Here is a 26,304-nt window from a genome sequence, read left to right on the forward strand (position 1 = left end):
CCCATGACCACCACCAAACCGCTCGCCGACGACCTGTCCGTCTGCAGCTTCGTATCGCCGCAAGACCTTCCGCAATTGGCCGGTGCCTTTCGCACGATCGTCAACGCGCGTCCGGACGCGGAAGAGCCCGGCCAGCCGAGTTCGGCCGAGATCGAAGCCACCGCGCGCCGCCTGGGCCTCGAATACGTCCATATCCCGGTCGTACCCGGCCAGATCACCGACGATCAGGTCGCGGCGTTCGCCAAGGCCCTGAGCGACAAGCCCGGCCCCGTGCTCGCTTACTGCAAGTCGGGCACCCGCGCCGCCTCGCTATGGGCGCTATCACGCGCCGGCGAGCATGGCGCCGAGCAGGTCCTCGCCGCGGCGGCGAAGGCCGGCTTCGATCTCGAAGCGCTCAGGCCCCGCCTCGAGGCCAAGGCCGGGGCGTGACGCTCGACCTGCTCCAATACGTCCTCGCGGCGCTATCGGGCGGGTTGGTCGGCTTTGTCCTCGGACTGGTCGGCGGCGGCGGTTCGATCCTCGCGGTGCCGTTGATGGTCTACCTCGTCGGCGTGCGCGATCCGCACGTCGCGATCGGCACCAGCGCGCTGGCCGTTGCCGTGAATGCCGCGTCGGGGCTTGTGAGTCACTGGCGGGCCGGCACGGTCAAATGGCGCTGCGCTTCGGTGTTCGCCGCCTCGGGGATCGCGGGGGCGACGTTGGGGTCGACCCTCGGCAAGGCGCTCGATGGGCAAAAGCTGCTGGCCTTGTTCGCCGTCGTGATGATCGTGGTCGGCATCCTGATGCTTCGCCGCCGCGGTGCCATCGGCAATTCCGAAGTGCGTCTGGGGCGGGAGAACGCCGGCAAGCTGATCGGGTTCGGCGCCGGTGCGGGACTGTTCTCGGGTTTCTTCGGCATCGGGGGCGGCTTCCTGATCGTGCCCGGCCTGGTGGCCGCGACCGGCATGCCGATGTTGAACGCGGTGGGATCGTCGCTGATCGCTGTCGCCGCCTTTGGCGTCACGACGGCTGCGAATTACGCGATTTCCGGGCTCATCGATTGGCCGCTTGCCGTGCTGTTCATCGTCGGCGGCCTGGGCGGCAGCACGCTCGGGTCGACGGCCTCGCGCCGCCTGTCGGAGCGCAAGGGGATGCTGACCTCGGTCTTTGCGGTGCTGATCTTCGCCGTCGCCGCGTACATGCTTTGGCGAAGCGCCGGCGTGATGTTTGCCTGACCGGCGCGCGTCTGCAGCCTAGGTCCCGCATCGTCCGACCGTCGATTATGGCCTTGCCCGCTTGACTTAGGTCCAAGTTGGACCGATTCCTGCTCACCTAGGCTTGGGGAGCGGCACGCGATGCACCGCACGGGCGTCGGCGAGTGGTCGGACAAAGTTGAGGACTTGCTTGTCCGGTGCGAGGCCGCGTCGGCCGATCCGGCGAGCCTGCTGAACGATCTGCACCGACTTCTGGAAACGGGGCCCGCGCCGATTTGCGGGCCGGTCAGGCCGGCGATCTCGCGCTCGGCTTTGCAAGACCTGCTCGACGCCGGAGCCGCCGAAAGCGCGGCGTTGCGCTTGGTAAGCCGGTCCACCTACATGCTCAGCCGCGGAGGCGAAGGGCTGGTCATCGCCAGCGTGCTCATGCCGCATGCGGACTGCGACTACTCATTCAGCGCCTTTTCGGAAGCGGTCGCGCTGTCGGGCGCGCTGGCGACGTGCCTGCACGAGCAGGTCATGGCTGAAGCAGGAAAGGATCCAGCGAACCCTCGTCTGAAGCAGAGCTAGCGAAGCCCGAATAGAGCGCGATGGTAATCGCTTCGCCGAGGTGGTTGACCCGCAGCTTGCACATCATGTTCGAGCGGTGGATCTCGATCGTCCGCGGGCTGATCTGGAGATCGCGGGCGATGCTCTTGTTGGTCGCTCCCCGCGCCAGGCCGAACAGGACCTCCCGCTCGCGTCCGCTCAGCGCCCCCACGAGCTTTTGCGAGCGGGTGGCCTTGCGGCGCAATTCGGCGAACGACGTCCGCCGCGCCGAGAGCAGGGCGAGCCTCGCCGAGAGGTCCTCGTCGGTCATCGGCCACTTGAGATAATCCATTGCCCCCATCTGGATCACGTCGACGATCCGCGAGGGTCGCGGGTCGATCGCGTAGACAATCACCGGGAGCCAACAGCCCCGGTCGAGCATGAGATCGAAGATCGACCCGAGGGCTTCCTCGTCGTCGTGCAGGAAGACCAGTCCGACCTCCGGCCAGAAGGCGCGCAATTCCTTCAGGTCCTCATACGGTTCGACATGACGGCCGTTGTCGTAGAAGAATCGCGCCACGCTGTTGCGGCGCAGGGGATCCGAATCGACGAGAACGATGCCTGCGCTTGGGTTCACGTCGAGTTCCCGAGATCGTCAACTTAGGTGAAGCCCTTATAGATCAGCTGGGAACGGGCCGAGAAATACCGCGAATGGTCCGCATCGGATTGATTGAATTGGGCTTCGGAAAAGACTAGGGAATTTCTATTGGGGGGAGCGGCTCGTGAGGCCGTTCGGTCTTTTGTCGCCTGGGGATCGATCGACGAACATGGACGGTGCAGGAATCCAGCCCGGTGTAGTCTTGGCGTTCGAAGAACAGGCACTGGGCGATCGGCAGTCGCGCCTGGAAGAGGTCCTTGGCAGGCTCGAGCATGATTCGGCGGTGCTCGAATCGTTGGAACTGACCCTGGCTGTCGCCTTGCTCGATCACGCGATCGCGGAAGTCAGGCGGAATCTGGCCGCCTGACGGCCGATCTGAGGCCATACGATTGCGACCGCCGTCAAGGACGAGTATGGTTCGCATAACCACGCACATGAACCTCGCGCGCCACGGGACATACCCAATCCGATGACAGTGATGGATCGCGATCCCGCTGACGTCCTTTGCGACCTGACCGCCAAGCAGGCGCAGGTTCTCGATCTGTTGCTCCAGCACAAGACGACGAAGCAGATTGCCCGCGAGCTGAGCATTGCTCCGAACACCGTCGATGCGCGGATCGCAGCGGTACGCGACAAGTGGGGCACCACCGATCGAAAGGCCACTGCGCGCGTCTATGCCCATCTTCTGGAGACTTGTGAGAAATCCCCATGTGGTTTTTCGCCGCTCGACCGGGACCTGACGCCCGATCAAGGATTGCTCCGGGAATTGCCCGGGTCGCCCCTTTTCACCGTCGCCGATGCCCAGTCGCTTGGGTATTGGCCGGTGAGGACGGAAAGCTCGGGCATCCTGGAGGCTCTTGATACTCGCTTCGGCAAGATCGGGAGGGTGCTTGCAGCGAGCGGACTGGCCCTGGCCCTGGCCGCGACCGTGATGCTCACTCTGGCGATCGCCGAGGCCATGAGCAAGCTCATCTGAGCAAGGAGTCTCCGATCGCAACTTGAGCCTCATCGGCGCCCGGAGACGATAAAATGGACAAGATGACCGCTGGCCTGCGAATTTCACGCGGGATACGCAACCTCGAGAACATGCTCGACGAAGTCCTGGCCGAGGCCGGCAAGCTCCAGTCGGACGTGTCGCAGGCGAGGATCACCCTGGACGAATCCGCGCTCTCGACGCAGCGGCCGATTGCCAGACTGGCTAGCTTGCAACAGCATATCGTGGACGCCCGCTCGAAGATCGTCGGCGTTCATGCCGACCTCGCCAAGATCTCCGCCAAGCAACGGGACATTCCGCTTGAATGCAGCCCCAATTGCCAGAATGGGTTGCTGGAGAGTTCGCCGTCCGTCGCGGCGGCGTAGAGGAGAAGGATCTGGCTTGCCCGACTTGGGGATTTTCGCGTTCGCCACGATCCTGTTTCTTTCGATAAGCTTCGCCTTTGCCAGAGGGGGAGCGCCCGAAAGATGGGGTGCGCTGGTGATCGTGTCCATGACGGGCATTCAGGTCGCGAGCGCATTCTTCCAGCATCAGAAGTATCACTCGGTCGATCTCGCATCGGTAATTGTCGACGCCTACGGGGTCGTCGGATTTGGAGCCATTGCGCTCTACGCACGAAGGGCATGGCCTATATGGGCAACGTCGCTGCAAATTCTCAGTTTGAGCTCGCATTTCGCGCGCCAGGTCGACAGCGGCGTGTCGCCGATGGTTTACGGTCTCATGAAGAGCAGCCCGACGTTCTTCGTCCTGGTTGCCTTGCTCGTGGGAACGGCGGCGCACAGGCGACGCTTGCGGGTGCGCGGGGCGGATCCTGGCTGGATGGATTGGTGAAGCCAGGCGATATTCTGCTCCCGCTCGAGAGAGCCTTCTTCACGCGGATCCTCGGCTACATCGGCGCGCTCGAAGAAGAGGTGCTGCTGTTCATCTATCTCGATCGCGCGGGCGCCCTGATCGGCGACGAATTAATCGCCGGCGGGACAAGATGCTCCCATGGCATCGGCTATCGACGGCTGTTCGAGAAAGCATTCAGTCGGGGCGCGGCAGCGCTGGTGCTCGCCCACAACCATCCGTCCGGCTCGGCGGAACCGAGTCTGCAGGACATTTCATCGACCAGGGCTCTTCGGGCGCTCGCGATCCCGATGCAGATGGAACTCATCGATCATGTGATCGTGAGCGCCCGCGCCGTCTTCAGCATGCGCGCGGCGGGACTGCTAAGCGATTGACAGACCTAAACAATCGACCAAGGGGAATCGTCATGGAAGTCTTCTTCAGCAATCCCCGGTTGGGCCGCGAACCTACGAGCAGGACCGCCATGGCTGGTGACGATTTCATTGCCGCGATGCTCGGTTACGAACACCGGGCACGGAAGCTGCGAAATGAAACTTTCGACGCGGCGGTGATCAATGATTCCAGCTGGCCGCTGCTGCAGGACTTGCTGGCCGCGCACTTGAAGGGCCAAAAACTGCGCACCAAGCAACTCTGTGCAGCCAGCGGACTGCCGCAGACGACGGTCTTGCGCTATCTCGACCATCTCGAGAGGTTCGGCGTTGTCCGCCGCGAAAGCGATCCCGGCGACAGCCGCGTTACGCTGGTATCGGTCACCGAAGCCGGTGCCTTGCGGATGCGCGAGTATTACACGAGATTGCTCGCGATCGAGCGGCAATTGGGACGCTCCGAAGAGGGGTTGTTCAGCTTGCGGGCCCCAGCGGAAAATGCCGGCGCGAAGAACTGACCCTGCCATTGCCTGACGGCTCCAGGCAGGAGGCCGCGAACCGATTGCTTTCCGCCGGGTACTAACCACCCCACCGACGGCAATTGCGCCGTTGCCTCCGCGCGGCGGAAGGAGGATAATCGCCGCCGTGCTCCTACCGGGAGATCAATCGTGTCGCGCCATCTGACCGCTTCGCTCCTTTCCGCCCTTGCCGCAGCCGCCGCGCTCCTTGCGCCCTTGCCCGCTTCCGCGAAGTCTTACGGTGGAGGAGACCGGGACATGCCGCTGGCGCGATTCCAGGATCCGCTGTGCCCCGGCATAGTCGGCGTGCAGCAGGCCCAGGCCGAGGACATGGTCACGCTCATCCGTCAGAATGCCGCCGAGCTAGGCTTGCGCCTCGCCGATCCGCAGACTTGCGAGCCCAACCTTATCGTCGCGGTGATGGACGATCCCGATGGCTATCTCGACGGCCTGCGCAAGCGGAAGGGCTATCTGTTCGCGTGGCTCGGCCAGGCCGAACGCGAGGCGCTCTTCGACACTTCGGGGCCGGCACACACCTGGACGCGGGTGTTCACGCGCTCGCGCGACGGTTTGCCGGTCTATCCGAGCCAGAGCCTGACCGATTTGCCTTACACCCAGATGGAGGCGGCGCATTCGCTGATCTATGTGCCGACCCGGCGCGATATCATCTCGTCGATGGTGCTGATCGACAAGAGGGCCGTTCAGGGGCTGAGCGTGGGGCAGGTGGCCGCCTACGCAACGATGCGCGGACTCTCGGGCGACCAGGCCGAGCGGCTGGCCGCGCCCGGGGAGTCGATCCTCGGCCTGTTCGGCCAGGGAGCCAAGCCGGCGGGCCTCACCCGCTCGGACAGGATCTTCCTGCAGACGCTCTATTCGACGCTGCCCAACAATCCCGCGGCGATCACCTTGTCGCTCGCCGACAGCCGGATCGCCGGGAACGAGTAGGGCTCAGCCGCCCGGTGTCACCTTCAGCAGCGCGCCGTCGGTTTCGTCGGTGAGCACGTAGAGTTCGCCCATCGGGCCGACGTTGACCGAGCGCAGCCGTTGCTTGAGGTCGCCGAGCAGGTATTCAGGTTCGCCGCCCGGTATGCCGCCCTCGGTCTTGAAGCGCAGCAGGCCTTTCGTGAAGCTCGGCAGCAGGAAATCGCCCTTCCACGCGGGGAACGCCGCGCCTTCGTAGAACGCCGGGTTGCCGGGATTGAGGGAGGGAGGGCCGAAGGCGAGCACCGGGTCGGTCATCCCGGGGACGTTCTTGACGCCCTTGGCGGGCTCGCCGTTGTAATGGTTGCCTTGGGTCACGTCGATCCAGCCGTAGTTTCCGCCCTTCTCGATCAGGTTGACCTCGTCGCCGCCGCGCGGGCCGAACTCGGTTTCCCACATCCGGCCGGTAGCGGGATCGATCGTCAGGCCGAGGGGGTTGCGGTGGCCGGTAGTCCATATCTCCGGCTTCCAGCCCTTCCTGCCGACGAACGGATTGTCTTTCGGGATCGAGCCGTCGGCGTTGATCCGCATGATCTTGCCGAAATCGTTGTCCGGTTTCTGGACCATCTCGCCGTAATTGCGGTCGCCGCTTGTGACGTAGAGCTTGCCGTCCCGCCCGAACAGGATGCGCCCGCCCCAGCTGCCGCTAGCCGGCCCTTGGCCGCAACAGCGCTTGGGTATCGGCGCCGCCCCGTACCACGCGTCGACGACGAAGATGTCCTTCGCTCCCTTGAGGACGTGCGTGCCATCCCATGTCGCGCGCATGACCGCCAGCGTGGTCTGGTCGGAGTCCTTGTCGGTCGGCTTGACGTAGCTGAGGTAGATGAAGTGGTTTTTGGCGAAGGCGGGATCGAGCGCAATGTCGTAGAGGCCGCCGATGCCGCTCGGGTTGATCGGCGGCAGCCCGGCGACGGCGACCGGGTCGAGCTTGCCGTCGCGGACGATGCGCAGCCGCCCGGGGCGCTCGGTGACCAGCAGCGTGCCGTCGGGCAGTTGCGCCAAGGCCCAGGGATGGTCCAGCCGGCGCGCGATGACTTCGACGTGGATCTTGCCGGCGCTGCTCACGTAGTCGAACGGACCCGCCCCGAGGAGCACGGTCGGTGGAGGACCGGCACGAGGCGGCGTGGGAGCAGCAGCGGCCGGAGCCGGCGCGTTCTGCGCCGCGGCGCCATGAGCCATCGCCAAGCCAAGAGCCACGGCCGCAGCCGCGCTCAGATATCGCGCCGAATTCCGATGCATCGCCAATTCCCCTCCACGCCGGTCGTTGATTCTGTCCGGTTTCCTACGTCCTAAGGTCTTAGGGCCGCGCACACAATCGCTGCCCGCTTTTCCTTGCTCCGCACCGCCTCCGCGCTACGATGCGAGGGACTTCAATGGGAGGTTCGCCATGGGTCCGCTGCTGATCGCGATCGTCGCGGTACTGATCATTTTCCTGATGATGGGCGTGCGCGTGGTCCGCCAGGGCTACGTCTACACCATCGAGCGGCTCGGCAAATTCACCCTCGCGGCCGAGCCGGGGCTGCACCTGATCGTCCCGTTCGTCGATCGCGTGGGGCAGAAGGTCAACGTGATGGAGCAGGTGCTCGACATCCCGGGGCAGGAGATCATCACCCGCGACAACGCGATGGTCGGGGTCGACGCGGTAGTATTCTTCCAGGTGCTCGACGCCGGCAAGGCAGCTTACGAGGTGCACAATCTCTACGCCGCGATCATGGCGCTGACGACGACCAACCTGCGCACGGTGATGGGCAGCATGGACCTCGACGAGACGCTGTCCAAGCGCGACGAGATCAACGCCCGCCTGCTGGTGGTCGTCGACCATGCGACCGCGCCGTGGGGGGTCAAGATCACCCGCGTCGAGATCAAGGATATCCGTCCGCCGGTCGACATCTCCGAGGCGATGGCCCGGCAGATGAAGGCCGAACGCCTGAAGCGCGCCGAGATCCTCGAGGCCGAGGGTGAGCGCGCCAGCCGCATCCTGCGCGCCGAGGGCGAGAAGCAATCGGCGATCCTCTCAGCCGAAGGCAAGAAGGAAGCCGCCTTCCGCGACGCCGAAGCCCGCGAACGCGCTGCCGAGGCCGAGGCGCAGGCGACGCGAGCGGTGTCCGACGCGATCGCCCAGTCGGGTAACCAGGCGATCAACTACTTCATCGCCCAGGAATACACCAAGGCGGTCGGCAAGTTCGCCACCAGCCCTAATGCCAAGACGATCCTGTTCCCGGTCGAGGCCACCCAGCTGATCGGTTCGCTCGGCGGCATCGGCGAGCTGATTCGCGACGTGGTCGGCGACCAGGCCAAGCCGCCGGCGCAGGGGGCCGGTACGCCGCTCGACCTCGAGCGCAAGACTCCCGCTGGCCTGCCGCACACCGGGCGCAAGCAGCCGTAAGCCAGTGGACTGGCTCGGCGGCCTCGAAGCGCACTGGGTCTGGATGACGCTCGGCGTCATCCTCGTCGGGCTGGAGATGCTCGTGCCGGGCGTCTACCTGATCTGGCTGGGCGTCGGCGCGATCCTGACCGGCCTGTTCACGGCGGTGGCGCACCTCTCGCTGCCAATGCAGGTCATCGACTTCGTTTTCCTCTCGCTGATCCTGCTGTTCTCGGCCCGGCGCTTCCTGCGCGATTCGCCAATAGTCAGCGCCGATCCGCTGATGAATCGGCGTGTCGCGCGGATGGTCGGCCAGACCGCGGTGGTGGTCCAGGCGATCGAGCACGGCAGCGGACGCGTGCACTTCGGCGACAGCGAGTGGATCGCCAGCGGCCCGGATGTCGCGGTGGGCGAACGGGTGCGGATCACCGGCAGCGACGGCGCGACCTTGCTGGTGGAGCCCGTCGCGCTGCTGGCGAAAGGCGAACCGGACTCGGCTTAGGCCAGTTCGCGCTTGTCGCCGAAGCGGCCGTGCTTGCGGTAGCGGGTCATCCACCGGTCGAGAAACAGGGCGAGCGGTTTGGGCGTGACGCCGAGCGCCTTTAGCCCGGGAAGCTTGCTCGAGGGCACGTTGCCTCCCTTGAGCATTTTCCATTGGTCAGAGTTCATCGGCGTCAGCGGCAGCGCCGCGAAGATGGCCGAGAGCGCGTCGGGCACGGCGACAAAGTGCCGCTTGCGCCCTTGCGCCTTGGCGATCCGCTCATGGAGTTCAAGCATTCCGATCGCTTCGGGCCCGGCGATCTCGTAAGTCTTGCCGTCATGCTGGCGCGGATCGGCGAGCGCGTTGGCGATCGCCTCGGCGGCGTCGTCGACCCACAGCGGCTGGAGCTTCGCCTGGGCGCCGAACACCGGCAGGACCGGAAGCTTCTCGATTAGTCCGGCGAACATGTTCACGAACGAATCGTCCTCGCCGAACAGCACCGAGGGACGCACGACGGTGGCCTTCGGGAAAGCCGCGAGCACAAGCCGCTCTCCTTCGCCCTTGGTTGCCGCATAGCCGCTGTCGGAATCGGGATCGGCACCCAGAGCCGAGACGTAGACGAAGCTTGGCGCCCCGTTCGCCGCGGCCGCCTCGGCAGCCCAGCCGGCGCCGCGCGCCTGCAGTGCGTTGAGGTCGCCCGAGAAACTGCCGACGAGGTACACCGCCGCGTCCGCACCCTGCATCGCCGTCTCGACGCTGCGCTTGTCGCTGACGTTGCAGCGGGCGAACTGAAGCTGGCCGAGCTGCGCCAGCGGGCGCAGGTTCCATGCCTTCTCGGGATGACGATCGGCCACGCGCAGCCGCGCGCCGCGTTCGAGCAGCTCCTGCGCCACGTGCGTGCCGAGGAAGCCGCTGCCGCCGATCAGCACCACCAGTTTGTCTTCGAGCGGTCCGTACTTCGCCATCTTTGCCTCAGTCCTGTATCGAGCCGCGCCATGCCGCAACGCGCGGCCCTTGCCAAGCGTGCCCGAGAGTTGCAGGGATTCGCCGTAATTGGTTTCACGTGAAAGGATTTCCCATGCGCCATATCGAGCACTTCATCGTTGGAGGCACGGGCAGCGGCGCGGGCGGGCGCATGGGCGATGTCTTCGATCCCAACAGCGGCGCGGTGCAGGCGCACGTGCCGCTCGGCGGCAAGGTCGAGCTCGACGTAGCGGTGGCGGCGGCCAAAGCCGCGCAGCCCGCCTGGGCGGCGACCAATCCGCAGCGCCGCGCGCGGGTGATGTTCGAGTTCAAGCGGCTGGTCGAAGCGAATATCGACGAGCTCGCCCGCCTGCTGTCGAGCGAGCACGGCAAGGTCCTCGCCGACGCGCGCGGCGACGTCCAACGCGGGCTCGACGTGATCGAGTTCGCCTGCGGCATCCCGCACGCGATGAAGGGCGAATACACCGAAGGCGCAGGACCGGGGATCGACGTCTATTCGATGCGCACGGCGCTCGGCATCGGCGCGGGCATCACCCCGTTCAACTTTCCGGCGATGATCCCGATGTGGATGTTCGGCGTGGCGGTCGCGGTCGGCAACGCCTTCATCCTCAAGCCCTCCGAACGCGATCCCTCGGTGCCGGTGCGCCTCGCCGAGATGTTCCGCGAGGCCGGCGGGCCCGAGGGCATTCTCCAGGTCGTGCACGGCGACAAGGAAATGGTCGACGCGATCCTCGACCACCCCGACATTGCCGCGGTCAGCTTCGTCGGCTCGTCCGACATCGCCCACTACGTCTATTCGCGCGGCGTCGCCGCCGGCAAGCGCGTGCAGGCGATGGGCGGAGCCAAGAACCACGGCATCGTCATGCCGGACGCGGACCTCGACCAGGTCGTCAACGACTTGGCCGGCGCGGCGTTCGGCAGCGCGGGCGAGCGCTGCATGGCGCTCCCGGTCGTGGTCCCGGTCGGCGAGGACACCGCCGAGCGCCTGCGCGCCAAGCTCATTCCCGCCATTAACGCGCTGCGGATCGGCGTCTCGACCGACAACGATGCCCATTACGGCCCGGTCGTCACCGCCGCGCACAAGGCCAAGATCGAGGAATGGATCGGCAAGGCTGAGGCAGAAGGCGGGGAGATCGTAGTCGACGGGCGAGGCTTCAGCCTGCAGGGCCACGAGAACGGCTTCTTCGTCGGCCCGACCCTGATCGACCACGTCACCACCGAGATGGAAAGCTACCACAACGAGATCTTTGGCCCGGTGCTGCAGATCGTCCGCGCGAAGGATTTCGAGGAAGCTGTTTTGCTTCCCTCCAAGCACCAGTACGGCAACGGCGTCGCCATCTTCACCCGCAACGGCCACGCCGCTCGCGAATTCGCCGCGCGGGTCGAAGTCGGTATGGTCGGGATCAACGTGCCGATCCCGGTCCCGGTCGCCTACCACTCGTTCGGCGGCTGGAAGCGCAGCGCGTTCGGCGACCATAACCAGCACGGCATGGACGGCGTGCGCTTCTGGACCAAGGTCAAGACCGTGACGCAGCGCTGGCCGGATGGCGGCGGGGACGGTAGCAATGCCTTCGTGATCCCCACGATGGGCTGACGGAGCGCGCCAATGGCCAGTTACGAAAACATTCTCGTCGAACAGCGCGGCGCCGTCACGCTGGTCACGCTCAACCGGCCGCAGGCATTGAATGCGCTCAACAGCCAGGTGCTGGGCGACCTTATCGCCGCCTTCGCCGCGTTCGAGGCCGACGACAGCCAGCGCTGCGCGGTGGTCACCGGCAGCGGCGAGAAGGCGTTCGCGGCCGGAGCGGACATCAAGGAGATGGCCGACAAGCCGGCGGCCGATTTCTACCGCGAGGACTTCTTCGCCAAGTGGTCGAGCGACTTCACCAACAATATCCGCAAACCGTGGATCGCGGCGGTGAACGGTTTCGCGCTCGGCGGCGGGTGCGAGCTGGCGATGATGGCCGATTTCATCATCGCCGCCGACAGCGCAAAGTTCGGCCAGCCCGAAATCAAGCTCGGCGTCGCGCCGGGGATGGGCGGCAGCCAGCGGCTGACCCACGCGATCGGCAAGGCCAAGGCGATGGAAATGGTCCTCACCGGACGGATGATGGATGCCGCCGAAGCCGAACGATCGGGGCTGGTCGCGCGCATGGTCCCCGCCGCCGACCTGCTCGACGAAGCGCTCAAGACCGCCGCGGCGATCGCCGCCATGCCGCCGCTCGCGGCGATGGTGAACAAGGAACTTGTCAACGCCGCGTTCGAACTCGGGCTCGAGCAGGGCATCCTCCACGAACGCCGCCTGTTCCAGCTCCTCGCCGCGACCGAGGACAAGGCCGAGGGCATGCGCGCGTTTATCGAGAAGCGCGAAGGCCAATGGAAGGGGCGCTGATACCATGAAAATCGCCTTCATCGGCCTCGGTAACATGGGCGGCGGAATGGCGCCGAACCTAGTCAAGGCCGGGCACGAGGTGCGCGCGTTCGACCTGAGCGAAGCGGCGCTGGCACATGCGCGCGAGGGCGGTTGTGCCACGGTCGGCTCGATCGGGGAGGCGGTCGAGGGCGCCGAGGCCGTGGTTTCCATGCTGCCCAACGGGGCGATCGTGAAGGACGTCTACGCCAACCACGTGATCGGCCACGCGCCCGAGAACGCGATCCTCATCGACTGCTCGACCATCGACGTCGCCACGGCGCGCGAGGTCGAAAAGCTCGCGGCCGAAGCGGGCTATGAGATGGTCGATGCACCCGTTTCCGGCGGTATTACCGCCGCTGCCGCCGGGACGCTCACCTTTATGGTCGGCGGCTCCGAGCTCGCCTTCATCCGCGCCGAGGCCGTGCTCAAGACCATGGGCAAGGCGGTGATCCACGCCGGCGGCGCGGGCGAAGGGCAGGCCGCCAAGATCTGCAACAACATGGTGCTCGGCATCCATATGATCGGCACTTGCGAGGGCTTTGCCATGGCCCAACGCCTCGGGCTCGATCCGCAGGTGTTCTACGACATCGCCTCGGTCAGTTCAGGCCAGTCGTGGTCGGTGACAAGCTACTGCCCGGTCCCCGGCGTCGGGCCAAAGACCCCGGCCGACAACGACTACCAGGGCGGTTTCGCCACGGCGCTGATGCTCAAGGACCTCAAGCTGGCGATGGAAGCGGCGCAGACCGCGGGGATCGACCCGCAGATGGGCCGCCGGGCGAAGGAACTCTACGAAGCGTTCGACGCGGCCGGCAACGGCGGGCTCGATTTCTCGGCGATCATCAGGACGCTCTAGGGCGTCGGCTGCGCGATCAGGCAGCTGCCCGCCGGATCGAAGACCACGTCGTCGATCGATCGCGCCAGCGAGCATTGGCCGGCGGTCACGGGCTCTTCGCTGACGCACGCCGTGCCTTCGCGCGGGATCACCAGCAGGCAGCCGCGATATTTCCGGGCGATAGCCTCGTCGCAGATGCCGTCGATCCGGTCGAGGCGGAAGAACGGTCCTTCGACCAGCGACACGTCGCCGTTCGCTGGCACCACCTGGTGGCGACTCATGTCGTAAGGCTCGCCTTTCGCCACTGCCATGCCCTCGTCCAGATGGAGCTCGCGCGGGCGGCCGTAGTCGTAGAGGCGATAGGTGATGTCGGAATTCTGCTGCACTTCGATAATCGAACAGCCGCCGCCGATGGCGTGGACTGTATTCGCCGGGATGTAGAAGAAGTCGCCCGGCTTGACCTCGTGCCAGGTGAGCATGCCCTCGATGCTGCCGTCCTGCGCGGCCTGGCGCATTGTCTCGGCATCGACCGGCTTGTCGAACCCGATGCCCAGGGTGGCGCCGGGCTCGGCGTCGATCACCAGCCAGCATTCGGACTTGCCCTGCCGGCCGAGCCCCTTGGCTTCGGTCTGCTCGTCGGTCGGATGGACTTGCACCGACAGCTTCTCGCTGGTGAAAATGTACTTCACCAGTAGTTGCGGCAGGTCTTGCGGCGGTTCGAACCAGATCTCGCCGATGCGCTTTCCGGCGGGCGCGATGAACGGCGCGGGCAGCGTGTCGCGGCCCCAGGGCTTTTCGACGGTGCGGGTTTCAAGGAGCATGGGACGTCAACGACTCCCTAGCGCATCAGGTCCAGCAAGTCGCGGATCTTCACCGTGGCAAAGCCGACCGCGCTATCGGAGATGCCGTAGGGCACCAGCAGCCGCTCGCCGACTTTCATTACCCCGCACGTGTAGACGACGTTCGGAACGTAGCCCGAGCGATCGGCGTCGATCGCGCTCAGGATCGGCTCCTTGGTGCGGCCGATCACTTTCGAGGGATCGTCGGGATCCAGCAGCGCGCAGCCGAGCGCGTACTTGCGCATCGCCCCGACGCCGTGGGTGACCACCAGCCAGCCTTCGTCGGTCAGCACCGGGCTGCCGCAATTGCCGATCTGGATGAATTCCCAGGGATACTTGGGTTCCATCAGCAGCTGGCCCTCGGAATTCCACCGGTCGATCCGGTCGGATTTCAGCAGGAACAGGTTCTTGCCGTCCTGCCGCCCGAGCATCGCATACTTGCCGGCGATCTTTTGCGGGAACAGCGCCATGCCCTTGTTGCGCCCGGCGCGGCCGACGATCGGTTCGAGCAGGAAGCGTTTGAAATCCACTGTGCGCAGGAGCTCGGAACGGATCGAGCGGCCCGAATAGGCGGTGTAGGTGCCGATCCATTCGTAGTCGCCACCGCCGTGGTCGAAGCGCACCAGCCGCAGGTCCTCGAGGCCGCCGGCCTGCTGCTCGGTGATCGGGAAAATCACCGTGTTCGACAGACTTGATTCCGCGTGCCGGTGGACGATCACCCCGCGCTCGCTGTCGGTCAGGCTGGCGTCGTCGAGCTCGACCGAGGTCGCGAAGCTCGCCTGGGGCCACAGGCTGAAGCTGCCGTCCGTCTTGGCGATGCCCTCGCGGAAGGCGACCGAGCTGATATGCCCTTCGCCGACCGCCCGCAGGCTCATGACGAAGCGGCACGACCTGTCGTCGAGCCCGCTCTGGTCCGGGTGAGGCACGATCGACGGGTTCATCAGCGCCGCCGCGGCATACGTATACTCGTGACAGAAGTACGCGCCGATCAGCCGCTTGCGGATCGACGAGTAGTCTGCCGGCTCGAGCTTGAGCTGCTCGGCGACTTCGGCAAAGCGTTCGTCGAACATCTGTTCCGTCTGCCAGTGCCGCGCGGCGAAGTCGGCGCGCACGGCGGCGTAGGCTTTGGAAACCTCGCGGTCGCTCAGCGAGTTGATATCCTCGACCAGCTTTTGCGCCCGGTCGCCGACGGCACTCTTGCCTTGCCAGCCGAGGTGAAACGGCCTCAGAACGACGCGCGACGGGTCGGCGTGCAGGCGAGTGTCAAGTATGCGCAGCGGGCTCGGCGATCCGTTGCGAATCTCCGACAAATCTCTCTCCGCTCGAATCATCTTGCTGGCCACGCAGCAGCCCTATCAGCGAATAGTGCGAGAGTTGGAAGGCCAGGATCGATTCAGCCCCACAATTTTCGTTCACCCCGCGCGGATTGATGCCGTCGCGGCAATGGCCGGTAGCAAGGTCGGCGAGGACCACGCCGCGGTCGTTGGCACCGAAGAACCAGCGCCATGCGGCGAGCGCGTGCCGCTGCCACTTCGGGTCGCGCCCGGCGCGCCAGGCGGCCGCGGCGGCCTCGATCGCAGCTTGCGCCTCGAGCGGCTGCTGGTCGAATGGGAGGTTGGCGTGGCGATGCCCGAAGGTCTCCGAACCGACCGGGCGGAAATGGCCGTCGGCGGCGATCTGCTGCCCGGCGATCCACGCCAGGCTGTCCAGCCCGGCTTCCGTGTAGCGCGCTTCGCCAAGCACCTGCCCAGCCTCAATCAGGGCCTGCGACAGCCGCGGGTTGTCGTAGCCCAGGACGGCTTCGAACCACGCCCAATCGGGGCGCCGCGAGGTGTCGAGCAGCCGATGGAGGAAATCGGCGCCCTGGCCGAGGAACGTGCGCGAAGCGCCGTGGCCGGGGGTCGACCTCAGCATCGCGGCGGCGCCAAGCATTGCGAAGGCGATCGCGCGCGGCGAGCCGAACTCGGTGCAATGCGGCAACGCGGTGTCATACCAGCGGCCGGCCCAGAAAGCCCGCGAGGGGTCTTCCGCCAGTTCGACCGTCTGTCCGAGCGCCCACAGCGTGCGGCCGTTGGAATCTTCCGATCCGACGTCTTCACACCAGCTGCGGTTGAAACGCATGAAATTGCGGAACGCCTTCGCCTCCGGATTCCAGGCATGCTGGATGAACGAGGCGTAGGTCTGCCACCACTGCTGACGTTCCCTGGGCTCGATCCCTTCGGCGACGTTCATCAGCATTAGCGCGCGTACGTTGTCGTCGAGGCAATAGCCGTGCAGGCGGTCCGGCACGATGCCGATCGAATGCTGCAGCATGCCGGTCGCGTCGCTCATCGCCAGCACCGCATCGAGGCTCGGCGCCCGGGTCACGGGAGCCGGCGCCGCGGGGTCGACGATCGCCCCTTCGATAAGCGCCGCCGCGCCGGCTGCGAACCGCGGCCAGATCGTCTCCCGGCCGCGGGCATAGGCGCGTCGCTGCAGCGAGAGGAGCCGCTGGGGATCTTCGAGAAGGTGGTTGACGGCATCGGCGATCGCCTTGGCCGAGCGCGGTTCGACCAGCTCGCCGGCCCCGTTGGCAAGAAGCTCGCGGGCGTGCAGATATGGCGTCGCGACAACCGCCTTGCCTAGCGAAACCGCGTAGCTGAGCGTGCCCGAGGTCGACTGTTGCATGTTGGGGTAGGGCGTGATGTAGATGTCGCACGCTTCGAGTTGGTCGAGCAGTTCGTCCGTCTCGAGGAAGCGATTGTCCCACAGCACGTGATCGGCGACGCCGAGTTCGTCGGCGAGCGCGGCGAGCCGCTCGCGGTACGCTTCGCCTTCGGCCGCGAGCAAATTCGGATGGGTAGCGCCGACGATCCGGTAAACCGCCTCGGGATGCCGCGAAACGATCGCCGGGAGGGCCTCGATCACGCACTCGAGCCCCTTGCCCGGCCCAAGCAGGCCGAAGGTCATCAGTACGGTGCGGCCGGTGAGGCCGAGCTTGGCCTTGAACTGGTCCTGGCGGCCGAACGGGCGGTCGGGCGCGCCGTGCGGTACCACCTCGAGAATCTCCGGCGGCGCGTGATAGCGCTCGACCAGTAGGTCGCGCGAATGACGGCTCATCACCATGATCCGGCTGGAGCGGGCGACAAGGCGTTCGAGAATGTCGCGCTGGCGCACCGAGGGCTCACTGAGCACAGTGTGCGGTGTGAGGATCAATGGCGCAGCGAGGCGGTCGACGAAATCGAGCACCATTTCACCGTCAGGACCGCCGAAGATGCCGTATTCGTGCTGGAGCCACACGGCGTCGACGCCGCTGTCGTTGATCCGCTGGGCGACCTCGGCGTAGGACTGAGGATCGTTGCGTACGATCGTTCCGGCAATCCCGCCGTAGGCCATCGGCTGATGCGGATCGTCGAGCGCATAGACGTCGACCGCTATCTCAGGATGAAATTCGCCGAGCTTGCCGAAGATATCGGCGGTGAAGGTGGCGATGCCGCACTTGCGCGGCGTGTAGTTGCCGATCAACGCCACGCGCCGCATCGAAGCGATTCGCGCGGTCGGCAGCGTGAAGATCGAACGCACCGCCGCCGTGTCGCGGCCCGGCGGAGCAGGTCTGTCGGTGGTGTGTGAGTCCAATATCATCGTCGTTCCCAAAAAGCTCTGAGCGGACGGCGCCTTCGATTCCCGCTCTACACCTTTCTTGTGCATCGCAACATAAGATATGTTGCATTGCACAAATAACCAGAGGGCCTGGTTGTTCCGCGCGGAAGTCGTGTGCACCCCGTCCACGAGGTCGCAATTGGGAAAATCCCTAGGGGGCGTTTGGTTTCCGGCGAAATTCAACGAGTTCGCCAGAGTGGCCGCAGCGTGCGACAGAACCGCCGCTCGCCTAACTCATATCAAGCGGGAGCGCGGTGAGCTTCCTCGATGATCGAGGTGTCCCATTCCAGCGATCCGAGATCGGCGCGAGCGAAGGTGCGTATGGTCTCACGATCGCCGCACTCCAGCTTGCGGACGAAATCGGGGTCCCCGATCAGCGCACGGCCCACCGCGACGAGGTCGAACTCGCCCACCGCCAGCCGCGCCTCGAGCTCGGCCATCGCTTCAGGAATGCGAGAGGCGAGATTCTTGCCCTCGATAAAGGTGGTCATCACGTCGGTGTCGAGGCCGACGCTGCCGACGGTGATCGTCGGCAGCCCGCTCAAGGCCTTGACCCACCCGGCCAGGTTCTTGCCGTCGCCGGCCCATTCGGCTTCCCAGAAGCGGCGGGTCGAGCAATGCAGCACGTCGACGCCGGCTTCGCGCAGCGTGGTGACCATTCGCTCGAGCTCCACCGGGTCGGCCGCGACCTTTGCGTCGTAGGCGACTTCCTTCCACTGCGAGAAGCGCAGCGAGATCAGGAAATCGGGCCCGCATTCGGCGCGGATCGCGCGAACGATCTCGGCGGGGAAGCGCACCCGGTCGGCAATGTCGGCCCCGCCGTAGCCGTCCTCGCGCACATTCGAACCGTGCCACAGGAACTGGTCGAGCAAGTAGCCGTGCGCGCAATGCACTTCGACCCCCGCGGCGCCGACATTGCGGGCAACGCGCGCCGAGCGGACGAAGCCCTCGCCGATGGCGGTCATCTCCTCGCGGGTCATCGCCCGCCCGTTGGCCTTGCCCGGATGGACGAGCCCCGAGGGGCTCAACGCATCGTCGTCGTTGCGCACCGCGCCTTCGTGCCACAGCTGCAGCAGCATTTGACCGCCCGCCTCGCGTACGGCGTCGACACAGCGCGCCCAAGCATGCTGCGTCCGCGCGGTGAGCCAAGACGAGTTCGGCTGAATCGTCGCCGAAGGGTGGTCGATCGCCGAGCTCTCGCCGATGATCAGCGGTACGCCGCCTTGGGCGCGGCGCGCGTAATACGCCGCCAGTTCGGGCTTCGGGCTGCCGTTTTCGCACATCCCGCGTTGCATCGCCGGCATGACGAACCTGTTCGGCAAGTCGAGGGTGCCGAGGCGGAAGGGCGTGAACAGCGGTGATCGGTCGGTCAACGGCACTTCCTTCGGTCGATCAGGCGCGCCATAACGCCCACGCGATGGAACTCGACTATCAGGCTTACGAGGCGCTGTTCAACACCGGTGACGACGACGCGCTGGTGGCGCGCTTCTTCGCTACCGACACGCGGATGGTCAGCGCCAACGGGGTGCGCGTGGGCGCCGACGGGCTGCTGGCCTTTCTCAAGTGGGCGCACGACGGCGTGCGCGAGGTGATGCGTCCGCAGACGGTGATGAGCGGCGACGGAATGCTGTTCGCCGAAGTCGACATGGACTTTCATGCGACCAAGCACCGGCCCGATTTTCCTTTCGGCGAGATGCATCCCGGCGATCTGATCACGGTGAAATTCTTCGTCACTTACCGGCTCGACGCCGATGGCAGGATCGCCGAGCTCAAGTCGATGACCTGGCCGCCCGAGTACGGTGTGACCAAGCTCCCGCGGCTGGGAGCCCATCCCAGCCAGGTGGCGGCCTTCCACGCCTATTCGGCGGCGTTTTCGGGAGCCGAATTCGAGCGTTTTCCGGGCTTCTATACTGAAGACGTGGTGCTGCACCTGACGAGCTCGGTCGGCGACATTCGCGGCCGCCAGGGCATCGTCGATTTCTACCGGCCGATGTTCGCCCGCGTGCGCGAGACGGTCATCCCCGAGCATCTCGAGGTGAGCGACGAGCGGATCGTTTACGACGCGATCAGCCGCTTCACCGCGGTGGAGGACGCCCCGGACTTCATCGTCGGGCCGCTGAAGACCGGGGAATGGTACGACGTGCCGGTCCGCGTCGAATACACCCTGCGCGACGGCCTGATCTGCGACATCCACGTCAGCCGCCGCGGGGAGCGGACCGTCGGTCGCAGCTGATCGCACTTTCGCGCGCGTCAACTTGCCATTCACCCGCCTGCGCCTACATTGACGCGTGAAAGGTAGACTTCGTTCATGAGCGACAATCGCGAGCCCGAAAACAACGGCAATCCGTGGATCAAGAGCCTGCTCGTCTGGGGCGGGATCTTCCTCGCGCTGCTGCTGGTTGTATCGATGTTCGGCGGCCCGCGCGATGCGGCGGGTACCCAGCTCGGCTATTCCGACTTCCGCGCGAAGGTGGCCGAGGGCACCGTCGACGAGGTCTCGATCTCGCCCGAGCAGATCACCGGCAAGCTGAAGAACGGCACGACCTTCTCGACCGTGCCGGTCGCCAACGACACCGGCCTGCCCAAGCTCCTCGACGATAACGGCGTGCGCTATTCGGGCGCACAGAAGCAGGAAATGAGCGTGCTCGCCTACATCCTCATCCAGGCGCTGCCGTTCCTGCTGATCCTCGGGGTTGCGTTCTTCGCGCTGCGCCAGGTGCAGAAAGGCGGCGGCTCGGGCGCAATGGGCTTCGGCAAGTCCAAGGCCAAGCTGCTGACCGAGAAGCAAGGCCGGGTCACCTTCGCCGACGTCGCCGGCATCGACGAAGCGCGCGAGGAGCTCGAGGAAATCGTCGAGTTCCTCAAGGACCCGCAGCGTTTCTCCAAGCTCGGCGGACAGATTCCCAAGGGTGCCCTGCTGGTCGGCTCGCCCGGCACCGGCAAGACGCTGCTCGCCCGCGCGATCGCGGGTGAAGCCAACGTGCCGTTCTTCACCATCTCGGGCTCGGACTTCGTCGAGATGTTCGTCGGCGTCGGCGCCAGCCGCGTGCGCGACATGTTCGAGCAAGCCAAGAAGAACGCCCCGTGCATCGTCTTCATCGACGAGATCGACGCGGTTGGCCGCCACCGCGGCCACGGCCTCGGCAATTCGAACGACGAACGCGAGCAGACGCTCAACCAATTGCTCGTCGAGATGGACGGCTTCGAGGCCAACGAAGGCATCATCATCATCGCCGCAACCAACCGGCCGGACGTGCTCGACCCGGCGCTGCTCCGCCCGGGCCGCTTCGACCGCCAGGTCGTCGTCCCGATCCCCGATATCGACGGGCGCGAGAAGATCCTCGCAGTGCATATGAAGAAGGTGCCGCTGGCGCCCGACGTCAACCCGCGGACGATCGCCCGCGGCACGCCCGGCTTCTCGGGTGCGGACCTCGCCAACCTCGTCAACGAGGCGGCGCTGCTCGCCGCCCGCCGCAACAAGCGCCTGGTCGCGATGCAGGAATTCGAGGACGCCAAGGACAAGGTCATGATGGGCGCCGAGCGGCGCAGCATGGTGATGACCGACGACGAGAAGAAGATGACCGCCTACCACGAGGCCGGCCACGCGATCGTCTCGGTCAACGAGGCAGCGTCCGACCCGATCCACAAGGCGACGATCATCCCGCGCGGCCGCGCACTGGGCATGGTCATGCGCCTGCCCGAGCGGGACAACTATTCGTACCACCGCGACAAGATGCACGCCAACCTGGCGGTGAGCATGGGCGGCCGCGTCGCCGAGGAGATCATCTTCGGCTACGACAAGGTCAGCTCGGGCGCCTCGTCGGACATCCACTACGCCACCGACCTCGCCCGCAACATGGTCACCAAGTGGGGCATGTCGGACAAGCTCGGGCCCTTGCAGTACGAGGACCAGTACGAAGGCTACCTCGGCATGGGCGGCAGCCAGCGGACCTTCATGGCCGACGAGACCAACACGCTGATCGACGCCGAGATAAAGGCGCTGGTCGAGAACGCTCACAAGCGGGCGACCGAGATCCTCAAGGCGCAGGAGGACAAGCTCCACCTGCTCGCCCAGGCGCTGCTCGAGTACGAGACGCTGACCGGCGAAGAGATCCAGCAGCTGCTCGACACCGGCAAGGTCGATCGTCCCGATCAGCCCAGCGGGCCGACCATCGCCCGCCCGGCGCAGGGCTCGTCGATCCCCAAGGCCGGCAAGCGCTTCGCCGGGCCGGCACCGCAGGGCGCCTGACCGCGACCGTTCAGGCGGCGGCGCTGGATAGCGTCGCCGCCGGGACCTCCGCCTGATCGTTCATCAACGGGACCGGCCCTTCGGCCGCGATCCCCTCCAGCGCGCGCAGCAGTGCGGCAAGCCCGGCGTCGCTCTCGTAAACGCTGCTGTGCCTGAGGCCGCCCTCGGGCGGCGGGCGCAGCTGGTACACTGTCCAGTTGCCCGCGGGACACGGTTCGGCGGTCACCTCGACCATCACCGAGCACAGCAGCAGCTCGATTCCGACCGCCGCCGCGTGAGCCAGGCTCATCAGCACGATCGCCGGGACGAAGAAGATCGCGCCGAGGAACATCACGTAGAGGTAGACCGGCCAGATAAGCCAACTGACCACCTTGTTGCGCAATGCCAGGCGGATCAGCGGCGCGAGCACCGTCAGCGCGAATCCGCTCAGCCCGACGATCAGGATCAGGCCGGTCGCCAGCGTATGAACCGCGCCGACCGACGGCGTGCCTTCGATCAGGCGCTTGGCCGCGGGCATCCAGTCGGGCAGCGTCAGCAGCGCCAGGCCTGCCCCGGCCAGCACCGCGTATCCGAACGCCATTCGCAACCGGCTGCTTCCGCCGTCGACGCGCTCGAAGCTGGCGAAGACGTCGAACGGGCCGGAGGTCAGGCGGCTGACGATCCAGCTGAGCAGGTTCGCGAGGCCGATGATACCACTCGCCTCGTCGAACGGGCTGCGGATGAACGCAGTGCGCTCGGGGTCGAGCTCGCTATAGGGTTGCACGTCGCAGATCGTGTGCGCCAGCCGCCGTGCGGCGCGATACCAGACGAAGGCGAGGATCGCGCAGACCACCATCGCTCCCATCTCCAAATCGGTCGGACCCGCATCCGATTCGAGGTCCATCCACGGCAGCAGCAAGGTGACGAAGAAGCCGAGACCGATCATCGTCCGGACCGCGCGCGAGAAGCGCCGCCGGCGCGTGGTCAGCACCGGCGTCGCCAGGCACACCACGCCGTCGACCGCGCCCTCCGGACTGCCGAGCACGCCGCCGATCGCGACCGTTCCGCCGTGGCTGTGGCCGACGAGGTAATGCGGCACGCCGGGCCAGCGCGCGCGGGCGGCGGCGAGGTCGTGGATGAGATCGGCGACCGCCTTCCGGCGTGCCCGGAAGCTGTTGCGGCCGGACCACTCGAAGCGCCGCAACTGGACCCGGTCCGCGAAATGCGCCCCCAGCGCCTGGCACAGCCGGGAGCCGGGCAGCGTCCATGGCGCCTTGCGCGCGAACGTCCCGTGGATCAGCGTGACGACGGCCGCCGGATCGGGCGCATCGGCATGCGCCTCGACCAGCTGACGCGCGGCGAACAGGCCGGCGACGAAGCGCCATAGCGATCGGCCGACGGCGAACACCGCGAGGATGAGCAGGATCGAACCGAGCAACTGCAGCACTTGCATGACTACCCCCTCCCATACGGCCGAGCGCAGGCCGACCGCGGCTCAGTCCACGGCGCCGAGCACCAGCAGCACGTCGATGTAGAGGAACAGGATCCAGAAGATGAAGAAGCTCAGCGCGAGCGTGCGCCACAGCGCGGAAAAGCGCGACAGGCCGTAAGCGCCCTTCAACTGTTTGTAGATGTGGATCAGCGGCACGAAAGTGCCCGCCGCCAGCAGCACGCCGGTGCCCACACCGAGCCCGCCGAGCAGCACCAGTACGACGTAGAACAGCGTCATGAAGCCGAGCGAGTAGGTCACGAAGACCGCGTGGTCGTAGATGCCGAACTTGCGCCGCCAGAGAAACAGCAGCCACACGAACGGCACCGACAGCGGAATCAGCAGCCACGAGAACTTGTAGCTGTTCGACTGCAGCTTGTAGGCCATCAGGCCCGGGTTCGCCTTCCACTTCTCGATCGCGTGGTCGAAGAAGGCGTAGCCGGTGTAGCGGGTAGTGATGCGGCTGCCGCGCTTCTTGTTCTCGGCGAGAACCACCTTGTCGCCGGGCTTGGGCTTGGCATCGGCGCCGAGCCGCTTCTCGAGGCCGGCGATCTGCGCGTCGAGAATCGGCGCGGCGGGGTTGCCGCTGCTCATCTTGGAGCGCGCCTGCTTGAGGTCGCTGAGATCGTCGCGCGCCTTGTCGGTCGCTTCGTCGCTGCCGATCTGCACCGGCGGGCCCATGTCGGTCGGCGGGCCGATTCCGGCGAGCTGGAACACCGCGAACATCAGGAACACCGAGAACAGGAACAGCGCCATCGGGCTGACGAAGCGGGCGCGCTCGCCGGCGATGTAGCGGCGGGTCAGCTCGCCCGGTTTCCACGCCAGCAGCGGCAGCGTGCGCCAGGTCTTGCCGTCGAAGTGGAGCACGCCGTGGAGGATGTCGTGGAAGAACGCGCCGGCGGTGCGGTGGACGTGGGCATGCTGGCCGCAGCGGTGGCAATGCGAGCCGACCAGCGCGGTGCCGCAGTTGAGGCAGCTGGTTTCGTGGGTATGCCCGTCTTCGCCGGCTTTCGGCTCGACCGCGCGGGCGTAAAGCGCGCCTTCGGCCAGAGTGCCAACCGCTTCGCCGATGTTGCTCATCCCGCCACCCCGTTGCTCAGGACGATCTACACGGATTTGGGCCGCGCCGTCGAGTGACCCTGGGACGGAATGCCAGCGCTTTTCCGACAAGTATCCAACAAAAAGACCGCGTTTCCGCGGCCCCCTTGTTCGATGCGCGAAAGCGAGAGGCTAGCCCTCGTAGTCCCCGCCGACCGAGGTCGAGCGCGCCGGCGCGGCGGCGGACAGCCGCATCGCTTCGGCCGACTGGCTGAGCGAACCGATCTCGTCGGCCTCTTCCTCGTCTTCCGGCAGCACGCGCTGGAGCGACTGGATGACCGATTCGTGCAAGTGCTTGGGCTTGACCGTCTCGTCGGCGATCTCGCGCAGCGCGACGACCGGGTTCTTGTCGCGGTCGCGGTCGATGGTCAGCTCGGCGCCGCCGGAGATCTCGCGCGCGCGCTGGGCGGCGAGCAGGACCAGGTCGAACCGGTTGGGGATCTTGTCGACGCAATCTTCGACGGTAACGCGCGCCATGGGGCACTCCAGAAGCAAATGAACGCAATGTGCGGGAAGCGCGCCACCTAGTGCGCCGCCCTCGGGAAGTCAAGGTTTCGCTCGGGCTCCGCCATGCTAAGAGGACCTCGATGGACAAGGTCGCGAGCCCCGCCGAGACCCGGCCCGAAGCGGTCTCGCCTTACCGCGATCCCGAGCCCTTCCAGGTCACCGCGCAAGGGCAGGACCTGTGCTTCTTCCCGAGCGGCGCGGGCCGGCTCGAACGGCTGCTCGAGCTGATCGAGAAGGCACAGGTCTCGCTCAAGCTGGCCTTCTACGTCTACGCCGACGACGCCTGCGGGCGCAGGGTGCGCGAGGCGATCACCGCCGCCGCCCGGCGCGGGGTGCGGGTCTCGCTGATCGTCGACGGCTTCGGCGCCAGCGTCGACGACGCTTTCTTCGCCGAGCTCGAGGAGGCCGGCGGGCACTTCTGCATCTTCAGCCGGCGGTGGAATCCGAGCTACGTGATCCGCAACCACCAGAAGATCGTCGTCGCCGACGAGCGGACGGCGATGCTCGGCGGGTTCAACATCGAGGAAGACTACTTCGCCCCCCCCGAGAAGAACGGCTGGCGCGACCTCGCCTTCACCGTCGAAGGATCGCTCGTCGAGCGCGTGGTCGACTGGTTCGACCAGCTCGAGCAATGGACCGGCAACCCGCGCGCCCATTTCCGCGACATTCGCCGCCGGGTGCGCGCGTGGGACCCCGGCGTCGCCCCGGTCCAGCTGCTCATCGGCGGCCCGACCATCGGCCTGTCGACCTGGTCGCGCACCGTGAGCCGCGACCTGATCCGCGGCGAGAAGCTCGACATGATCATGGCCTACTTCGCCCCGGCCTATCGCCTGAGGAAGCGCATCCGGCGAATCGCCGCCAAGGGCCACACCCGGCTCATCCTCGCCGGCAAGTCGGACAACCCGGCGACGATCGGCGCCTCGCGCACGCTCTACAAGAAGCTGCTGCGCGATCGCGCGCGGATCTTCGAGTTCCAGCCGTGCAAGCTGCACACCAAGCTGATCGTGCTCGACGACACGGTCTACCTCGGCAGCGCCAACTTCGACATGCGCAGCCTCTACGTGAACCTCGAGATCGTCGTGCGGATCGAGGACCACGGCCTGGCCGAGCGTCTGCGCGCCTTCGTCGCCGAGCACGAGCCCGCCTCGCTCGAGGTCACCGCCGAGCTTTACCGCGAATGGGCGACGCCGTGGAACCGCCTGCGCTGGTGGCTCAGCTGGTTCCTCACATCGGTGGTCGACTATTCCATCAGCCGCAACGTCAACCTCGGGCTCTAGCCGGGCGACAACCGGGTGACACTTTACGGACCCTGTCACCCTGGTGTCGCCTACGAAACCCGCGGA

At 66.2% G+C, this 26,304-nt stretch carries 29 protein-coding genes; 19 read left to right on the plus strand and 10 right to left on the minus strand.

Annotated elements, in window-relative coordinates; all coding sequences use genetic code 11:
* Positions 1–3: 3 nt before the first annotated feature.
* The 3 genes from G7B69_RS09855 to G7B69_RS09865 all read left to right on the plus strand — a co-directional run bounded on the left by G7B69_RS09855 (position 4) and on the right by G7B69_RS09865 (position 1,763).
* Complete coding sequence (locus G7B69_RS09855) at positions 4–429, plus strand: protein tyrosine phosphatase family protein (RefSeq protein ID WP_166178720.1); 426 nt, start codon at positions 4–6, stop codon at positions 427–429.
* A complete protein-coding gene (locus tag G7B69_RS09860; RefSeq protein ID WP_166178722.1) occupies positions 426–1,214 on the plus strand; it encodes a sulfite exporter TauE/SafE family protein in 789 nt (262 codons plus the stop codon). Before G7B69_RS09855 ends, G7B69_RS09860 begins: the two co-directional genes overlap by 4 nt.
* 120 nt (positions 1,215–1,334) lie before the next feature.
* Positions 1,335–1,763, plus strand: a complete 429-nt coding sequence (locus G7B69_RS09865; protein ID WP_166178724.1) for a hypothetical protein — start codon at positions 1,335–1,337, stop codon at positions 1,761–1,763.
* Here the strand turns inward: G7B69_RS09865 and G7B69_RS09870 are convergent.
* Positions 1,711–2,358, minus strand: coding sequence for a response regulator transcription factor (locus G7B69_RS09870; RefSeq protein WP_166178726.1), 648 nt, complete (start codon positions 2,356–2,358; stop codon positions 1,711–1,713). The genes G7B69_RS09865 and G7B69_RS09870 overlap by 53 nt on opposite strands.
* A 223-nt stretch (positions 2,359–2,581) precedes the next feature.
* On the opposite strand from G7B69_RS09870, the gene G7B69_RS09875 reads away from it, so the two are divergent.
* The 7 genes from G7B69_RS09875 (at position 2,582) to G7B69_RS09905 (ending at position 6,050) form a co-directional block, all read left to right on the plus strand.
* Positions 2,582–2,746: a hypothetical protein gene (locus G7B69_RS09875; RefSeq protein ID WP_166178728.1), complete on the plus strand. Its 165-nt coding sequence runs from the start codon at positions 2,582–2,584 to the stop codon at positions 2,744–2,746.
* Positions 2,747–2,857: 111 nt separating this feature from the next.
* On the plus strand, positions 2,858–3,355 hold the full coding sequence (locus G7B69_RS09880) for a helix-turn-helix domain-containing protein (RefSeq protein WP_166178730.1): 498 nt from the start codon (positions 2,858–2,860) through the stop codon (positions 3,353–3,355).
* A 53-nt stretch (positions 3,356–3,408) separates the two neighbouring features.
* Positions 3,409–3,738 (plus strand): hypothetical protein, encoded by a 330-nt coding sequence (locus G7B69_RS09885; protein WP_166178732.1) that lies wholly within the window; start codon positions 3,409–3,411, stop codon positions 3,736–3,738.
* A 16-nt stretch (positions 3,739–3,754) separates the two neighbouring features.
* Positions 3,755–4,204: a hypothetical protein gene (locus G7B69_RS09890; protein WP_166178734.1), complete on the plus strand. Its 450-nt coding sequence runs from the start codon at positions 3,755–3,757 to the stop codon at positions 4,202–4,204.
* Positions 4,201–4,596 (plus strand): JAB domain-containing protein, encoded by a 396-nt coding sequence (locus G7B69_RS09895; RefSeq protein WP_243415112.1) that lies wholly within the window; start codon positions 4,201–4,203, stop codon positions 4,594–4,596. The genes G7B69_RS09890 and G7B69_RS09895 overlap by 4 nt, the downstream gene beginning before the upstream one ends.
* Before the next feature lie 89 nt (positions 4,597–4,685).
* A complete protein-coding gene (locus G7B69_RS09900) occupies positions 4,686–5,105 on the plus strand; it encodes a MarR family winged helix-turn-helix transcriptional regulator (protein ID WP_166178738.1) in 420 nt (139 codons plus the stop codon).
* Positions 5,106–5,363: 258 nt separating this feature from the next.
* A complete protein-coding gene (locus G7B69_RS09905) occupies positions 5,364–6,050 on the plus strand; it encodes a hypothetical protein (protein ID WP_166178740.1) in 687 nt (228 codons plus the stop codon).
* A 3-nt stretch (positions 6,051–6,053) separates the two neighbouring features.
* Here G7B69_RS09905 and G7B69_RS09910 read toward each other — a convergent pair whose 3' ends face one another.
* Positions 6,054–7,325 carry a PQQ-dependent sugar dehydrogenase gene (locus tag G7B69_RS09910; protein ID WP_166178742.1) on the minus strand — a complete coding sequence of 424 codons (1,272 nt, stop codon included), beginning with the start codon at positions 7,323–7,325 and terminating at the stop codon, positions 6,054–6,056.
* 148 nt (positions 7,326–7,473) lie between these two features.
* Between G7B69_RS09910 and G7B69_RS09915 the strand changes: the two genes are divergently transcribed.
* Together G7B69_RS09915 and G7B69_RS09920 are read left to right on the plus strand one after the other, a co-directional pair.
* Positions 7,474–8,472, plus strand: coding sequence for an SPFH domain-containing protein (locus G7B69_RS09915; protein WP_166178744.1), 999 nt, complete (start codon positions 7,474–7,476; stop codon positions 8,470–8,472).
* Positions 8,473–8,476: 4 nt separating this feature from the next.
* Positions 8,477–8,953 carry an NfeD family protein gene (locus G7B69_RS09920; RefSeq protein WP_243415106.1) on the plus strand — a complete coding sequence of 159 codons (477 nt, stop codon included), beginning with the start codon at positions 8,477–8,479 and terminating at the stop codon, positions 8,951–8,953.
* On the opposite strand, the gene G7B69_RS09925 is transcribed toward G7B69_RS09920, so the two are convergent.
* Positions 8,950–9,897, minus strand: a complete 948-nt coding sequence (locus G7B69_RS09925; protein ID WP_166178746.1) for a complex I NDUFA9 subunit family protein — start codon at positions 9,895–9,897, stop codon at positions 8,950–8,952. The genes G7B69_RS09920 and G7B69_RS09925 overlap by 4 nt on opposite strands.
* A 113-nt stretch (positions 9,898–10,010) precedes the next feature.
* On the opposite strand from G7B69_RS09925, the gene G7B69_RS09930 reads away from it, so the two are divergent.
* The 3 genes from G7B69_RS09930 to mmsB are packed head-to-tail and all read left to right on the plus strand — an operon-like array spanning position 10,011 to position 13,182.
* The gene (locus G7B69_RS09930; RefSeq protein ID WP_166178748.1) at positions 10,011–11,510 is read left to right on the plus strand and encodes a CoA-acylating methylmalonate-semialdehyde dehydrogenase; all 1,500 of its coding nucleotides are present in this window, start codon (positions 10,011–10,013) and stop codon (positions 11,508–11,510) included.
* Between the two features lie 12 nt (positions 11,511–11,522).
* Complete coding sequence (locus G7B69_RS09935; RefSeq protein ID WP_166178750.1) at positions 11,523–12,308, plus strand: enoyl-CoA hydratase-related protein; 786 nt, start codon at positions 11,523–11,525, stop codon at positions 12,306–12,308.
* A 4-nt stretch (positions 12,309–12,312) separates the two neighbouring features.
* Positions 12,313–13,182, plus strand: a complete 870-nt coding sequence (gene mmsB / locus G7B69_RS09940) for a 3-hydroxyisobutyrate dehydrogenase (RefSeq protein ID WP_166178752.1) — start codon at positions 12,313–12,315, stop codon at positions 13,180–13,182.
* Here mmsB and G7B69_RS09945 read toward each other — a convergent pair.
* From G7B69_RS09945 to G7B69_RS09955, 3 genes are read right to left on the minus strand one after another with little or no spacing between them, the layout of a single operon-like run.
* Positions 13,179–13,982 (minus strand): class I mannose-6-phosphate isomerase, encoded by an 804-nt coding sequence (locus tag G7B69_RS09945; RefSeq protein WP_166178754.1) that lies wholly within the window; start codon positions 13,980–13,982, stop codon positions 13,179–13,181. The two genes, mmsB and G7B69_RS09945, sit on opposite strands and share 4 nt — an antisense overlap.
* A 17-nt stretch (positions 13,983–13,999) precedes the next feature.
* Positions 14,000–15,310 carry a glycoside hydrolase family 130 protein gene (locus G7B69_RS09950; protein WP_243415107.1) on the minus strand — a complete coding sequence of 437 codons (1,311 nt, stop codon included), beginning with the start codon at positions 15,308–15,310 and terminating at the stop codon, positions 14,000–14,002.
* On the minus strand, positions 15,264–17,519 hold the full coding sequence (locus G7B69_RS09955; RefSeq protein WP_166178927.1) for a glycosyltransferase family 4 protein: 2,256 nt from the start codon (positions 17,517–17,519) through the stop codon (positions 15,264–15,266). The genes G7B69_RS09950 and G7B69_RS09955 overlap by 47 nt, the downstream gene beginning before the upstream one ends.
* Here G7B69_RS09955 and G7B69_RS16815 point away from each other — a divergent pair.
* Entirely contained in the window at positions 17,494–17,643 is a 150-nt protein-coding gene (locus tag G7B69_RS16815; protein WP_166178588.1) for a hypothetical protein, read from the plus strand. The genes G7B69_RS09955 and G7B69_RS16815 overlap by 26 nt on opposite strands.
* A gap of 235 nt (positions 17,644–17,878) precedes the next feature.
* On the opposite strand, the gene G7B69_RS09965 is transcribed toward G7B69_RS16815, so the two are convergent.
* Entirely contained in the window at positions 17,879–19,012 is a 1,134-nt protein-coding gene (locus G7B69_RS09965) for an oxidoreductase (RefSeq protein ID WP_166178756.1), read from the minus strand.
* Between G7B69_RS09965 and G7B69_RS09970 the strand changes: the two genes are divergently transcribed.
* On the plus strand, positions 18,997–19,872 hold the full coding sequence (locus G7B69_RS09970; RefSeq protein ID WP_166178758.1) for a nuclear transport factor 2 family protein: 876 nt from the start codon (positions 18,997–18,999) through the stop codon (positions 19,870–19,872). The two genes, G7B69_RS09965 and G7B69_RS09970, sit on opposite strands and share 16 nt — an antisense overlap.
* 75 nt (positions 19,873–19,947) lie before the next feature.
* Entirely contained in the window at positions 19,948–21,888 is a 1,941-nt protein-coding gene (ftsH, locus tag G7B69_RS09975) for an ATP-dependent zinc metalloprotease FtsH (protein ID WP_166178760.1), read from the plus strand.
* Positions 21,889–21,898: 10 nt separating this feature from the next.
* On the opposite strand, the gene G7B69_RS09980 is transcribed toward ftsH, so the two are convergent.
* The 3 genes from G7B69_RS09980 to rpoZ form a co-directional block, all read right to left on the minus strand.
* A complete protein-coding gene (locus tag G7B69_RS09980) occupies positions 21,899–23,320 on the minus strand; it encodes a serine aminopeptidase domain-containing protein (protein WP_166178762.1) in 1,422 nt (473 codons plus the stop codon).
* 42 nt (positions 23,321–23,362) lie between these two features.
* Complete coding sequence (locus G7B69_RS09985; protein WP_166178764.1) at positions 23,363–24,436, minus strand: DUF3667 domain-containing protein; 1,074 nt, start codon at positions 24,434–24,436, stop codon at positions 23,363–23,365.
* Between the two features lie 150 nt (positions 24,437–24,586).
* On the minus strand, positions 24,587–24,931 hold the full coding sequence (rpoZ, locus tag G7B69_RS09990; RefSeq protein WP_166178766.1) for a DNA-directed RNA polymerase subunit omega: 345 nt from the start codon (positions 24,929–24,931) through the stop codon (positions 24,587–24,589).
* Between the two features lie 110 nt (positions 24,932–25,041).
* On the opposite strand from rpoZ, the gene G7B69_RS09995 reads away from it, so the two are divergent.
* Complete coding sequence (locus G7B69_RS09995; RefSeq protein ID WP_166178768.1) at positions 25,042–26,238, plus strand: phospholipase D-like domain-containing protein; 1,197 nt, start codon at positions 25,042–25,044, stop codon at positions 26,236–26,238.
* Positions 26,239–26,304: the final 66 nt, after the last annotated feature.

The organism is Croceibacterium segetis, assembly GCF_011320115.1.
Classification (GTDB): domain Bacteria; phylum Pseudomonadota; class Alphaproteobacteria; order Sphingomonadales; family Sphingomonadaceae; genus Croceibacterium_B; species Croceibacterium_B segetis.

What these genes read in the sequence shown, in the direction of transcription:
- G7B69_RS09945 (WP_166178754.1), bottom strand. Translation starts at nt 13,982, where the DNA reads ATGCTCCTTGAAACCCGCACCGTCGAAAAGCCCTGGGGCCGCGACACG.
- G7B69_RS09930 (WP_166178748.1), top strand. Translation starts at nt 10,011, where the DNA reads ATGCGCCATATCGAGCACTTCATCGTTGGAGGCACGGGCAGCGGCGCG.
- G7B69_RS09985 (WP_166178764.1), bottom strand. Translation starts at nt 24,436, where the DNA reads ATGAGCAACATCGGCGAAGCGGTTGGCACTCTGGCCGAAGGCGCGCTT.
- G7B69_RS09925 (WP_166178746.1), bottom strand. Translation starts at nt 9,897, where the DNA reads ATGGCGAAGTACGGACCGCTCGAAGACAAACTGGTGGTGCTGATCGGC.
- G7B69_RS09935 (WP_166178750.1), top strand. Translation starts at nt 11,523, where the DNA reads ATGGCCAGTTACGAAAACATTCTCGTCGAACAGCGCGGCGCCGTCACG.
- G7B69_RS09900 (WP_166178738.1), top strand. Translation starts at nt 4,686, where the DNA reads ATGGCTGGTGACGATTTCATTGCCGCGATGCTCGGTTACGAACACCGG.
- G7B69_RS09955 (WP_166178927.1), bottom strand. Translation starts at nt 17,519, where the DNA reads ATGCGGCGCGTGGCGTTGATCGGCAACTACACGCCGCGCAAGTGCGGC.
- rpoZ (WP_166178766.1), bottom strand. Translation starts at nt 24,931, where the DNA reads ATGGCGCGCGTTACCGTCGAAGATTGCGTCGACAAGATCCCCAACCGG.
- G7B69_RS09855 (WP_166178720.1), top strand. Translation starts at nt 4, where the DNA reads ATGACCACCACCAAACCGCTCGCCGACGACCTGTCCGTCTGCAGCTTC.
- G7B69_RS09865 (WP_166178724.1), top strand. Translation starts at nt 1,335, where the DNA reads ATGCACCGCACGGGCGTCGGCGAGTGGTCGGACAAAGTTGAGGACTTG.
- G7B69_RS09995 (WP_166178768.1), top strand. Translation starts at nt 25,042, where the DNA reads ATGGACAAGGTCGCGAGCCCCGCCGAGACCCGGCCCGAAGCGGTCTCG.
- G7B69_RS09880 (WP_166178730.1), top strand. Translation starts at nt 2,858, where the DNA reads ATGGATCGCGATCCCGCTGACGTCCTTTGCGACCTGACCGCCAAGCAG.
- ftsH (WP_166178760.1), top strand. Translation starts at nt 19,948, where the DNA reads ATGAGCGACAATCGCGAGCCCGAAAACAACGGCAATCCGTGGATCAAG.
- G7B69_RS09910 (WP_166178742.1), bottom strand. Translation starts at nt 7,325, where the DNA reads ATGCATCGGAATTCGGCGCGATATCTGAGCGCGGCTGCGGCCGTGGCT.
- mmsB (WP_166178752.1), top strand. Translation starts at nt 12,313, where the DNA reads ATGAAAATCGCCTTCATCGGCCTCGGTAACATGGGCGGCGGAATGGCG.
- G7B69_RS09915 (WP_166178744.1), top strand. Translation starts at nt 7,474, where the DNA reads ATGGGTCCGCTGCTGATCGCGATCGTCGCGGTACTGATCATTTTCCTG.
- G7B69_RS09980 (WP_166178762.1), bottom strand. Translation starts at nt 23,320, where the DNA reads ATGCAAGTGCTGCAGTTGCTCGGTTCGATCCTGCTCATCCTCGCGGTG.
- G7B69_RS09885 (WP_166178732.1), top strand. Translation starts at nt 3,409, where the DNA reads ATGGACAAGATGACCGCTGGCCTGCGAATTTCACGCGGGATACGCAAC.
- G7B69_RS09905 (WP_166178740.1), top strand. Translation starts at nt 5,364, where the DNA reads ATGCCGCTGGCGCGATTCCAGGATCCGCTGTGCCCCGGCATAGTCGGC.